This is a genomic window from Clavibacter sp. B3I6 (assembly GCF_030816895.1).
In the GTDB taxonomy this organism is placed as follows: Bacteria; Actinomycetota; Actinomycetes; order Actinomycetales; family Microbacteriaceae; genus Clavibacter.
The window spans coordinates 2,550,784-2,562,814 of record NZ_JAUSYL010000001.1 but is presented as its reverse complement, the minus strand read 5'-3'; the positions used below and the strand labels follow the sequence as shown (position 1 = coordinate 2,562,814).

Here is a 12,031-nt window from a genome sequence, read left to right as displayed (position 1 = left end):
GAGATGGTGCTTATGTTACTGAAACGGCGGATGCCGCTCGAATCGAGGGCTACTCGCCCTTGTTCTTCTGGACGATCTCGTCGGCCACGGCCTTCGGGACCTCGGCGTAGCTGCCGAAGCTCATCGAGTACACCGCGCGGCCGGAGGTCTTGCTCCTCAGGTCGCCGACGTAGCCGAACATCTCCGACAGGGGGACGTTCGCCGTGATGACCTTGACGCCGCTCGCGTCCTCCATGGCCTGGATCTGGCCGCGGCGGGAGTTGAGGTCGCCGATGACGTCGCCCATGTACTCCTCGGGCGTGCGCACCTCGACGGCCATGAGCGGCTCGAGGAGGACGGGCTTCGCCTTGCGGGCCGCCTCCTTGAACGCCATGGAGCCGGCGATCTTGAACGCCATCTCCGAGGAGTCGACGTCGTGCGCCGCGCCGTCGAGCAGGGTCGCCTTGACGCCGACCATGGGGTAGCCCGCGAGGACGCCGACCTGGAGCGCGTCCTGGATGCCCGCGTCGACCGAGGGGATGTACTCCCGCGGGACGCGACCGCCGGTGACCTTGTTGTCGAACTCGTAGGTCTTCTCCGCGGTCACCTCCATGGGCTCGATCTTGATCTGGATCTTCGCGAACTGGCCCGATCCACCCGTCTGCTTCTTGTGGGTGAAGTCGTGCTTGTCGACGGTGCCGCGGATGGTCTCGCGGTACGCGACCTGCGGCTTGCCGACGTTCGCCTCGACGTTGAACTCGCGCTTCATGCGGTCGACCAGGATGTCGAGGTGGAGCTCGCCCATGCCCTTGATGACCGTCTGGCCGGTCTCCTGGTTGTGCTCCGTGCGGAAGGTCGGGTCCTCCTCAGCGAGCTTCTGGATCGCGAGACCCAGCTTCTCCTGGTCGGCCTTCGTCTTCGGCTCGATCGCGACCTCGATGACGGGCTCGGGGAACGTCATGGACTCGAGGACGATCTGGTCCGTCGGGTCGCAGAGCGTGTCGCCCGTGGTCGTGTCCTTGAGGCCGATGACCGCGTAGATGTGACCGGCGGTCACCGAGTCGACCGGGTTCTCCTTGTTGGAGTGCATCTGGAAGATCTTCCCAATGCGCTCCTTCTTGCCCTTGGTCGAGTTGATGACCTGGGCGCCGCTCGCGATGTGGCCCGAGTAGACCCGGACGTACGTGAGGCGACCGAAGAACGGGTGCACCGCGACCTTGAACGCGAGGGCCGAGAACGGCTCCGTCGAGTCGGGCTTGCGGATGATGATCTTCTCCTCGTCGCGCACGTCGTGGCCCTCCATGGGGGGCACGTCGAGCGGGCTGGGGAGGTAGTCGATCACCGCGTCGAGCATCGGCTGGACGCCGCGGTTCTTGAACGCGGAGCCGCACAGCACGGGGTAGATCTCGCTGTTGACGGTGAGCTTGCGGATGGCGGCCTTGATCTCCGCCACCGTCAGCTCCTCGCCGCCGAAGTACTTCTCGAGCAGCGCGTCGTCGGTCTCGGCGACGGTCTCGAGCAGCTTGGCCCGGTACTCGTCCGCCTTGTCCTGGAGGTCCGCGGGGATCTCCTCGATGTCGTACTTCGCACCGAGCTCGACGTCTCCCTTGGAGTCGCCGCGCCAGGTCAGCGCGCGCATCTCGACGAGGTCGATGACGCCCTCGAAGCTGCTCTCGGCGCCGATGGGCAGCTGGATGACCAGCGGCTTCGCGCCGAGGCGGTTGATGATCGTGTCGACCGTGAAGTAGAAGTCGGCACCGAGCTTGTCCATCTTGTTGACGAAGCAGATGCGCGGGACGTCGTACTTGTCGGCCTGGCGCCACACCGTCTCGGACTGGGGCTCGACGCCCTCCTTGCCGTCGAACACGGCGACCGCGCCGTCGAGGACGCGGAGCGAGCGCTCCACCTCGACGGTGAAGTCGACGTGCCCGGGGGTGTCGATGATGTTGATCTGGTTCTTGTTCCAGAAGCACGTCGTCGCGGCGGACGTGATCGTGATGCCGCGCTCCTGCTCCTGGGCCATCCAGTCCATCGTGGCGGCGCCGTCGTGGACCTCGCCGATCTTGTGAGTGATGCCCGTGTAGTACAGGATGCGCTCGGTGGTGGTGGTCTTGCCGGCATCGATGTGAGCCATGATGCCGATGTTGCGGACCTTGTTCAGGTCGGTGAGCACGTCCTGTGCCACAGGTTCCTCCGAAAGGGGTTGGTGGTGCTGTCAAACGAGGGGGACGACTACCAGCGGTAGTGCGCGAAGGCCTTGTTCGACTCGGCCATCTTGTGGGTGTCCTCGCGGCGCTTGACCGCGGCACCGAGGCCGTTGGATGCGTCGAGGATCTCGTTGGTGAGACGCTCGGTCATGGTCTTCTCGCGACGCGACTTGGCGTACGTCGTGAGCCAGCGGAGCGCGAGGGTGTTCGCGCGGTGCGGCTTGACCTCGATCGGCACCTGGTAGGTGGAGCCACCCACGCGGCGCGAGCGGACCTCGAGGGCCGGGCGGACGTTGTCGAGCGCCTTCTTCAGCGTGACGACGGCGTCCTGGCCGTTCTTCGCGGCGACGCCGGCGAGGGCGTCGTAGACGATCCTCTCGGCGAGGCCCTTCTTGCCGTCGAGCAGGATCTTGTTGACGAGCTGGCTGACGATCGGCGCACCGTAGACGGGATCTGCGACGACAGGGCGCTTGGGGGCGGGACCCTTGCGAGGCATTACTTCTTCTCCATCTTCGCGCCGTACCGGCTGCGAGCCTGCTTGCGGTTCTTCACGGCCTGGGTGTCGAGCGCGCCGCGGACGATCTTGTAGCGCACGCCGGGGAGGTCCTTCACGCGACCGCCGCGGACGAGCACCATGGAGTGCTCCTGGAGGTTGTGGCCCTCACCGGGGATGTAGGCCGTGACCTCCTGGCCGTTGCTGAGCTTGACGCGGGCGACCTTGCGGAGAGCCGAGTTCGGCTTCTTCGGGGTGGTCGTGTACACGCGGGTGCAGACGCCCCGCTGCTGGGGGTTGGCCTTCAGGGCGGGCGCCTTGGTCTTGACGACCTTGGGCGTGCGGCCCTTGCGGACCAGCTGCTGGATGGTTGGCACTACGGGACTCCTCGATGCTGCACGGTGACAGCGGGTTGATGGTCAGCATTCGACGCCCGCAGGACGGGATCGAGTTCAACTGGACCCGCGCGTCCGCCGTCCACGGGAGTGGGAGGCGCCGGCGGGTATGCCGTGGGGGCCGCCCGAACGGACGAACCCTGATCGGTGCGCTCCCGGCCCGCTCATGCGCTCCGTCTTCACGGCACGACACGAGCGCACGCCTGAGCGCACACCCCCACCACGATACAGTTCCGCGACTCGCCGGTCAAACGGTGGACGCGGGCCCCCGGGCGGCCAGGGCGACCGCGCCGAGGCCCAGCAGGGCGGAGATCCCGAGCACCGCGATCCCGAACGGATCCACGAGGTGGCGGCCGGCGAACGCGACGCTCGCGAACACGTCCGCGCCGCCGACGAGGTAGGCGACGGCGCCCACGATCCCGTAGGCGAGCCAGGCGGCGGCACCCCAGCCGAGCACGGGGACCACGGGGATCCGGCGCTCGCGGTCCGCCTCGCGCGTGGTGCGGAGGAGCCCGCCGGCGAAGACCAGCGTCGCGCTCAGCACCATCGACGGGCCGAGCAGGACGCCCGCGTCGCGCTCCGGGATCACGTCGTCGCCGCCGAGCAGCGCGACGAAGCCGAAGACGCACACGACGAGCGCGACGTGCAGGACGGCGGCCAGGAGGGGGATCACTCCCCCACCCTGACACGCGTCAGCGGTGGTCCGGCTGCTCTGCCAGCTTGCGGTCGTACTCGGCGCGGGCCTCGACGTTCTTCGCCTTGACCCGGCGGCCGCGCGCGCTGATGCCGGCGCCCAGCCAGGTGACGAGCTCGCGGGCGAGGAAGCCGGCGAGGATCCCGTCGGGGAAGGTCACCGTGCGCTGGAGGAGGAGGGCCTGCTCCGCGGGGGCCAGGTCCATGACGCCGCCCTGCAGGAGGCGGGTGCCGACGTACGCGGCGTAGACGAGGATCGCGACGGGCAGGCCGCCGAGGACGAACGTCCACCACCTGCCGCGGTTCACGAGGAGCGCGAGCAGGACGAAGAGGATGAGGAAGGCGATCGTCGGGACGTAGAACACGGGCGACGTGAGGTACCGGCCGAACACGTCGCCGAACGCGTCCGGGTTGCGGACCGACGCGAGCAGGGCCGTGCCGAGCGAGTACAGCAGGGCGAACAGGATGGCGGCGACGACGGCGACGAGCACGCCGAAGCCCCGGTTGCCGCGCTTCTGGGGCGGGACGGGGGCCTGGACGTAGATGGGCTGCGACGCGCTCTGGCGCGTGGCCTCCTCGTCGCGGGCGCGGCGGTCGCGCTCCTCGCGCTCGCGGGCGTCGGCATCGCGGGCCTCGCGCTCGCGGCGCTCCCGGTCCTCGACGTCGCGCTGGCGCGCCTCGGCCTCGCGAGCCTCCGCCTCGCGGGCCTCGTGCTCGCGGGCTTCCGCCTCACGGGCATCGCGCTCGCGGGCCTCGGCCTCCTGGGCGTCGCGCTCACGGGCCTCGCGCTCGCGCGCCTCGCGGTCCTCGTCGACGGGCGCGGCGAACGCCGTCTGGTCGAAGCTGGAGGTGTCGGAGCGGCCGGCGTCGTCGGTGCGGTCGGCGGGACCGTCATCGAACGCGGCGACGGCGGCGACGTGGCCCTCGTCGGCGGGGCGGGGGTCCTGCGGCTGGTCGGCCTCGTCGGGCTGTCGGTGCGGGGCGGGCCTGTCGTCGGTCATGGCTCGAACCTACAACGGGGGGCGTCCGCCGCCCGGGCGGCGTGCCGGGGAGCGGCCAGATGGCCGCGAGCGGCTAGAAGGGCTCGAGGAGACGCTGCAGGAAGCGGCGCGTGCGCTCCTCCGCGGGATGCTGCAGGACCTGCGACGGGTGCCCGCGCTCGACGACCACGCCGCCGTCCATGAACACGACCTCGTCGGCCACCTGGCGGGCGAACGCCAGCTCGTGCGTGACGATCACCATGGTCCAGGCCTCGTCGGCCAGCTCCTTGATGACGCTGAGCACCTCCCCCACGAGCTCGGGGTCGAGGGCCGAGGTCGGCTCGTCGAACAGGAGGATCTGCGGACGCAGCGCCAGCGCGCGCACGATGCCCACGCGCTGCTGCTGCCCGCCGGACAGCTGGAAGGGGTGCTGGTCGCGCTTGTCGGCGAGGCCCACCCTGGCGAGCAGCTCCTCGGCCTCGCGGGTCGCCTCGGCGACCGGCCGGCGCTGGACCTGCACGGGCCCCTCGATGACGTTCTCGAGCACCGTGCGGTGCGGGGAACAGGTTGTACTGCTGGAAGACCATCGCCGAGCGGTCGCGGAGCGCTAGCAGCTCCCGCGCCTTCGGCTTCCGCCCGAAGTCCACCGTGAGGGGGCCCGTGGTGCCCGCCCGCGAGTCGGCGTCCGCGGCCGCGACCTCGACGACGCCCGCCTCGGGCACCTCGAGCCCGTTCAGCGAGCGGAGGACCGTGGTCTTGCCGGATCCGCTCGGCCCGATGAGCGCGGTCACGCCGCCGCGTCGGACCTCGAGGTCGATGGAGCGGAGCACCTCGTTGTCGCCGAAGGACTTGCGGAGGCCGCGGACGGTGAGCACGGGCTCGCCCGGGGCGCGGTGCGCGGCGGGTGCGGGATCAGTGGGCGACATACCGGTCGAGCCTCCTCTCGAGGCGGGTCTGCGCGAACGAGAGCACGAGGCAGACGAGCCAGTAGATCAGCGCCGCCTCCAGGTACAGCAGCATGTACTCGAACGTGGAGGACGCGATGAGCTGCGCCTGCTTGAAGAGCTCGGTCACGAGGATCACCGAGGCGAGGGACGTGTCCTTCACCAGGCTGATGAACGTGTTCGACAGCGGCGGGACGGACACCCGGGCGGCCTGCGGCACGATGATCCGCCGGAGCGTCATCGCGCGGGACATGCCGATGGTGTGTCCGGCCTCCCACTGCCCGCGCGGGACGGAGAGGATCGACGCCCGGATGATCTCCGCCGCGTAGCCGCCGACGTTGACCGACAGGGCGATGACCGCGCTCGGCCACGGCGGGAGCACGACGCCGATGGACGGCAGCCCGTAGAAGATCACGAACAGCTGCACCAGGAGCGGCGTGCCCCGCACGACCGAGATGTAGGAGCGCGCGATGCCGGAGACGAGCCGGTTGCCGTAGAGGCGCATGAGCGCGAGGCCCAGCGCGATCGCGAGCCCGAGGGCGAACGTGACGAGGGCCAGGGGGATGGTGCCGCGGACCGTCTCGAGCGCGAGCGGCCCGAAGGACGACCAGAACAGGTCCCACTCCCTCGACATGCGTCCCCTTCGTCTCGTCCTCGTCCGTCAGCGTACGCGGGGAGCTACTGCGTGACGTCCGCGCCGAAGTACTCGTCGGAGATCGCGGCCAGCGTGCCGTCGGCGCGGAGGTCGGCGAGGGCCTCGTCGACCGCGGCCACGAGGTCGTCGCTGCCCTTGCGGAAGACGAGCGCGCTGAGCGACGGGTCCTCGGTCTCGGCGGCCACCTGCAGGTCGGAGTCGCCCTGCTGCTTCTGGTAGTCGAGGAGGGTGAGGCGGTCGTTGATGGTCGCGTCGACGCGGCCCTGCTGCAGCAGCGTCACGGCCTGGGCGAAGCCCTCGACGGCCTCGACCTTGGCGCCGCTCTCGGTCGCCAGCTCGTTCCAGTTGCTCGTGAGCGACTGCGCCGTGGTCTTGCCGGCGAGGTCGTCGAAGGAGGAGATGCCCGAGTCCGCGCCCTTGACGATGATCACGCCGGGCGAGACGGTGTACGGCTCGGAGAACGCGTAGACCTCCTGGCGCTCGTCCGTGATGGAGATCTGGTTGGCGATGACGTCCCAGCGGCCGGCCTCGAGGCCCGCGAAGATGCCGTCGAACTGGGTCTCCTCGAAGACCGGCTTCACGCCGAGCTTCTCCGCGACGGCCGTGGCGATCTCGACGTCGTAGCCGGTGAGCGCGCCGGAGCCGGAGCCCTCGTGGAAGGAGAAGGGCGAGTAGGTGCCCTCGGTGCCGATGACGAGCTCGCCCGCGGCCTGCACGTCGGCGAGGCTCGACGCGGCGGCGGGGGTGCCCGAGGCGTCCGGCGCGGATCCGGTGCCCGCGTCGCCCGACGCGCAGCCGGCGAGGCCGAGGGCGGCCGCGGCGACGAGGCCGGTGAGGGCGAGGGACGGGCGGATGCGGGACAGGAGCGTCATGGGGGTCCTTGCGGTCTGGGCGGATCCTCGGTGCGGGATCGCCTCGTGCGGGTGCTGTGCGGTGCGGTGGGTGCGGTGATGCCGCGCGGGTCGCCCGGCATCCCGGGAGCGCCGGTCGCCATGGTCTCAACGCCGACGTCGTGTCGGTATTCCCATGTCGCCGCATGACGGCGCGCGCGTTCCCGGGGCGTCGCGCGCCGGCTAGAAGAGCGGTTCGGGATCCGAGCCGTCGCGGCCGTCGGGCACGGGCCCGATCTCGCCCTCGAGCTCCAGCAGCCGCAGGTTGACGAAGCGGTCGAGGGCCTGGCGGATCACGGGCGCGAGCGGCGCCAGCTCGCGCGCGAGCGCCTGGTCGACCACGTCCTGGATCTCGGCGCTCCGCTCCCCGTAGTCCACGAACGCCGGCATCCCGAAGGGGTGGTCGCGGTAGACGGGGCCGCGGGTCTCCCGGTACAGGCGCTCCCGGGCATCGAGCGCGGCCTCGGCGCGCGCTGCCTCGAGCGCGGCGATGAGGGGGTGGATCGCCGTGTGGGGCGCGTCGCGCGGGATCGCCTCCTGGTCCGTGAAGAACGAGGCGTCGCAGGCCGGACAGGACCCGGACCCGCCGCCCGCGGTCGTCGACGACTCGGTCGCGTAGCGGAGCGCGTGCGCGCGCCACGCCAGGACCACGTCCTCCAGCATCCGCACGTCCGACGCCTCCTCGGGTCCCCGGCGAGGCGGCCGCCGGGTCCCGCCCACTGTATCGCCGGGCGCCACCGGGCCGGGACGCGTCCGCGGCCGCGGCCGCCGCCCGGAGATGTCCGCGGACGTCCCGGGGACGAGGAAGGGCCCCGCCGGAGCGGGGCCCTTCTCATCGTGCGCTCACGCGCCGGCGTTCCTAGTTGTAGGTGCCGGGCGTGTAGTCGTCCGAGCTGAAGCTGTCGAAGTCGACGAAGCTCAGGTCGGACTCGTTGAACACCGACTCATCCGTGAAGATGCGGTTCGGGTAGCGCTCGGCCTTGGCCTCCTCCGTCGCGGTGACGGTGACGTCGCGGTACTTCGCGAGCCCCGTCCCGGCCGGGATCAGCTTGCCGATGATGACGTTCTCCTTGAGGCCCATCAGCGGGTCGGACTTGCCCTCCATGGCGGCCTGCGTGAGCACGCGGGTCGTCTCCTGGAAGGACGCGGCCGACAGCCACGACTCGGTCGCGAGCGAGGCCTTGGTGATGCCCATGACCTCCTGGCGGGCGGAGGCGGTCTTCTTGCCCTCCGTCAGCGTGGCGCGGTTGACCTCGTTGTAGCGAGCCCGGTCGACCAGCTCACCGGGGAGGAGGTCCGTGTCGCCGTGCTCGACGACCGTGACCTTGCGCAGCATCTGCCGCACGATGACCTCGATGTGCTTGTCGTGGATCGGGACGCCCTGCGAGCGGTAGACGCCCTGGACACCGCCCACGAGGTGCTTCTGCACCTCGCGCACGCCCTTGACCCGGAGGACCTCCTTCGGGTCGATGGCGCCGACGTGCAGCTGCTGCCCGAGCTCGACGTGCTGGCCGTCCTCGACGAGGAGGGTCGCGCGCTTGAGCACCGGGTAGATGTGCGGCTCGTCGCCGTTTGTCCGGGGTCAGGATCACCTTGCGGCTGCGATCCGTGTCCTCGATCGTGATGCGACCGGCGGCCTCCGCGATCGGCGACGCGCCCTTGGGGGTGCGGGCCTCGAAGAGCTCCTGCACGCGGGGCAGACCCTGCGTGATGTCGTCCGCCGATGCCACACCACCGGTGTGGAAGGTGCGCATCGTGAGCTGCGTGCCGGGCTCGCCGATGGACTGGGCCGCGATGATGCCGACGGCCTCGCCGATGTCGACGAGCTTGCCGGTGGCGAGCGAGCGGCCGTAGCAGGCCGCGCACACGCCGACGGCGGACTCGCAGGTCAGGACCGAGCGCACCTTGATCTCGTGCACGCCGGCCGAGATGAGGTGGTCGATCAGGACGTCGCCGACGTCGCTGCCCGCGGGGGCCACGACCTCGCCGGACTCGTTGACCGCGTCCGCGGCCAGCGAGCGGGCGTACACGGAGTTCTCCACGTTGGAGTCGCGCACGGCCGTGCCGTCCGCCGCGTACGCGGCGATCGGCAGGTCGAGCCCGCGGCTGGTGCCGCAGTCGTCCTCGCGGATGATGACGTCCTGCGACACGTCCACTAGACGACGGGTGAGGTACCCGGAGTCGGCGGTGCGCAGCGCGGTGTCGGCCAGTCCCTTGCGGGCGCCGTGGGTGGAGATGAAGTACTCCGCCACCGTCAGGCCCTCGCGGTACGAGTGGACGATCGGGCGGGGGATGATCTCGCCCTTCGGGTTCGACACGAGGCCGCGCATGCCGGCGATCTGGCGGACCTGCATCCAGTTGCCTCGTGCCCCGGAGGACACCATGCGGTTGATGTTGTTGTCGGCGGGGAGGTTGTCCTCCATCGCCTTCGCGACCTCGGCGGTGGCCTTGTTCCAGATCTCGATGAGCTCCTGACGACGCTCGGCGTTCGTCGTGAGGCCCTTCTCGAACTGGCCCTGGACCTTGGCGGCCTGCTTCTCGTAGCCCGACAGGATGGCCGCCTTGGTGGGCGGGGTCAGCACGTCGGAGAGGGCGACCGTGACGCCGGAGCGCGTGGCCCAGTAGAAGCCCGCGTCCTTGATCCGGTCGAGCGCTGCCGCGACCTCCACCTTGGGGTAGCGCTCGGCGAGGTCGTTGACGATCTCGGAAAGCTTGCCCTTGTCGGCGACGGCCTCGATGTAGGGGTAGTCGACCGGCAGGGTCTCGTTGAACAGCGCGCGACCGAGGGTGGTCTCGAGCAGCACGGGGCCGACGGTCTTGCCCTTCTCGTCGAGCTCGACGCCCTCGGGCGTCTCGCCCTCGGCGAAGTAGAGGTCGTGCAGGCGGATGCGCACCTTGGCGTTGAGGTCCAGCGAGAGCTGGTCCTTCGCCAGGATGGCCTCGGCCACCGAGCTGAACGCGCGACCCTCACCGGCGACGCCCTCCTTGAGGGTGGTCAGGTGGTGCAGGCCGATGATCATGTCCTGCGTGGGCAGGGTGACCGGGCGTCCGTCCGACGGCTTGAGGATGTTGTTCGAGGCGAGCATCAGGATGCGCGCCTCGGCCTGGGCCTCGACCGACAGGGGCAGGTGGACGGCCATCTGGTCGCCGTCGAAGTCCGCGTTGAACGCGGCGCAGACGAGCGGGTGCAGCTGGATCGCCTTGCCCTCCACGAGCTGGGGCTCGAACGCCTGGATGCCCAGGCGGTGGAGCGTGGGCGCGCGGTTGAGCAGCACGGGGCGCTCGCGGATGATCTCCTCGAGCACGTCCCAGACCTGTCCGCGGCTGCGCTCGACCATGCGCTTGGCGGCCTTGATGTTCTGGGCGTGGCTCAGGTCGATCAGGCGCTTGATGACGAACGGCTTGAACAGCTCGAGCGCCATCTGCTTGGGCAGACCGCACTGGTGCAGCTTGAGCTGCGGGCCGACGATGATGACCGAGCGGCCCGAGTAGTCCACGCGCTTGCCGAGCAGGTTCTGGCGGAACCGGCCCTGCTTGCCCTTCAGCATGTCGCTGAGGGACTTGAGCGCGCGGTTGCCGGTGCCCGTGACGGGACGACCGCGGCGGCCGTTGTCGAACAGCGCGTCGACGGCCTCCTGCAGCATGCGCTTCTCGTTGTTCACGATGATCTCGGGGGCGCCGAGGTCGAGCAGACGACGGAGGCGGTTGTTGCGGTTGATCACGCGGCGGTACAGGTCGTTCAGGTCGCTGGTCGCGAAGCGGCCGCCGTCGAGCTGCACCATGGGGCGCAGCTCCGGCGGGATGACCGGGACGACCTGCAGCACCATCGCGGCCGGCGAGTTGCCGGTCGCGAGGAAGGAGCTGACGACGCGCAGGCGCTTGATGGCGCGGATCTTCTTCTGGCCCTTGCCGGTGGCGATCTGCTCGCGGAGCAGCTCCCCCTCGGCCTCGAGGTCGAAGGCCTCCAGGCGCTTCTGGATCGCCTCGGCGCCCATGTGGGCCTCGAAGTAGATGCCGAAGCGGTCCTGCAGCTCGTGGAAGACGGCGTCCTCGGGCTTGAGCTCGCCGACCTTGAGGCTGCGGAACTCCTCCCAGACGCGCTCGAGGCGGGAGATGTCCTCGTCGAACGCCTTGCGCGTCTGACCCATCTCCTTCTCGGCGCCGTCCTTCGCGCGGCGCTTCTGGTCGCTCTTGGCGCCCTCGGCCTCCAGCGCGGCCAGATCGGTCTCGAGACGCCCGAGGCGCTCGGCGATCTGGGAGTCGCGCTGGTCCTGCAGGGTCTTGATCTCGAGCCGGAGCTCGTTCTCGAGGCCCGGCATGTCCTCGTGGCGAGCGTCCTCGTCCACGCTGATCACCATGTAGGCGGCGAAGTAGATGACCTTCTCGAGGTCCTTCGGCGCCATGTCGAGCAGGTAGCCGAGGCGCGAGGGCACGCCCTTGAAGTACCAGATGTGCGTGACGGGCGCGGCGAGCTCGATGTGGCCCATGCGCTCGCGGCGGACCGCGGACTTGGTGACCTCCACGCCGCAGCGCTCGCAGACGATGCCCTTGAAGCGCACCCGCTTGTACTTGCCGCAGGAGCACTCCCAGTCGCGGCTGGGTCCGAAGATCTGCTCTCCGAAGAGGCCGTCCTTCTCGGGCTTCAGCGTGCGGTAGTTGATGGTCTCGGGCTTCTTGACCTCACCGTGCGACCAGCGGCGGATGTCGTCGGCCGTCGCGAGGCCGATCCGCAGCTCATCGAAAGTTGTTACGTCGAGCAATTTTCCTTCTCTCCTTGGAAAGCTTCGAGTCGAAA

General features: G+C 69.9%; 8 protein-coding genes and 2 pseudogenes. All 10 read right to left on the bottom strand.

Going from position 1 to position 12,031, the window contains the following annotated elements; all coding sequences use genetic code 11:
• Positions 1-49 precede the first annotated feature (49 nt).
• Positions 50-2,164: an elongation factor G gene (gene fusA / locus QFZ62_RS12445; RefSeq protein ID WP_307506223.1), complete on the bottom strand. Its 2,115-nt coding sequence runs from the start codon at positions 2,162-2,164 to the stop codon at positions 50-52.
• A 47-nt stretch (positions 2,165-2,211) separates the two neighbouring features.
• Positions 2,212-2,682, bottom strand: a complete 471-nt coding sequence (gene rpsG / locus QFZ62_RS12440) for a 30S ribosomal protein S7 (protein ID WP_012297750.1) — start codon at positions 2,680-2,682, stop codon at positions 2,212-2,214.
• Positions 2,682-3,056 carry a 30S ribosomal protein S12 gene (rpsL, locus tag QFZ62_RS12435; protein ID WP_012039312.1) on the bottom strand — a complete coding sequence of 125 codons (375 nt, stop codon included), beginning with the start codon at positions 3,054-3,056 and terminating at the stop codon, positions 2,682-2,684. The genes rpsG and rpsL overlap by 1 nt, the downstream gene beginning before the upstream one ends.
• A gap of 265 nt (positions 3,057-3,321) precedes the next feature.
• A complete protein-coding gene (locus tag QFZ62_RS12430; RefSeq protein WP_307506219.1) occupies positions 3,322-3,747 on the bottom strand; it encodes a DUF6121 family protein in 426 nt (141 codons plus the stop codon).
• A 19-nt stretch (positions 3,748-3,766) separates the two neighbouring features.
• On the bottom strand, positions 3,767-4,768 hold the full coding sequence (locus QFZ62_RS12425) for a hypothetical protein (protein ID WP_307506216.1): 1,002 nt from the start codon (positions 4,766-4,768) through the stop codon (positions 3,767-3,769).
• A gap of 73 nt (positions 4,769-4,841) precedes the next feature.
• Positions 4,842-5,673, bottom strand: a pseudogene (locus QFZ62_RS12420) (amino acid ABC transporter ATP-binding protein).
• Complete coding sequence (locus QFZ62_RS12415; protein ID WP_307506213.1) at positions 5,660-6,325, bottom strand: amino acid ABC transporter permease; 666 nt, start codon at positions 6,323-6,325, stop codon at positions 5,660-5,662. Before QFZ62_RS12415 ends, QFZ62_RS12420 begins: the two are co-directional and overlap by 14 nt.
• Positions 6,326-6,369: 44 nt before the next feature.
• Positions 6,370-7,218, bottom strand: coding sequence for an amino acid ABC transporter substrate-binding protein (locus QFZ62_RS12410; protein WP_307506210.1), 849 nt, complete (start codon positions 7,216-7,218; stop codon positions 6,370-6,372).
• Between the two features lie 201 nt (positions 7,219-7,419).
• Positions 7,420-7,899, bottom strand: coding sequence for a hypothetical protein (locus tag QFZ62_RS12405; protein WP_307507796.1), 480 nt, complete (start codon positions 7,897-7,899; stop codon positions 7,420-7,422).
• A 196-nt stretch (positions 7,900-8,095) separates the two neighbouring features.
• Positions 8,096-11,996 (bottom strand): annotated as a pseudogene (locus QFZ62_RS12400) (DNA-directed RNA polymerase subunit beta').
• Between the last annotated feature and the right edge of the window lie 35 nt (positions 11,997-12,031).

Bases quoted from the DNA above. Each gene is read 5' to 3' on its own strand.
- rpsG (WP_012297750.1), bottom strand. From the start codon at position 2,682: ATGCCTCGCAAGGGTCCCGCCCCCAAGCGCCCTGTCGTCGCAGATCCC.
- QFZ62_RS12415 (WP_307506213.1), bottom strand. From the start codon at position 6,325: ATGTCGAGGGAGTGGGACCTGTTCTGGTCGTCCTTCGGGCCGCTCGCG.
- QFZ62_RS12410 (WP_307506210.1), bottom strand. From the start codon at position 7,218: ATGACGCTCCTGTCCCGCATCCGCCCGTCCCTCGCCCTCACCGGCCTC.
- QFZ62_RS12405 (WP_307507796.1), bottom strand. From the start codon at position 7,899: ATGCTGGAGGACGTGGTCCTGGCGTGGCGCGCGCACGCGCTCCGCTAC.
- QFZ62_RS12425 (WP_307506216.1), bottom strand. From the start codon at position 4,768: ATGACCGACGACAGGCCCGCCCCGCACCGACAGCCCGACGAGGCCGAC.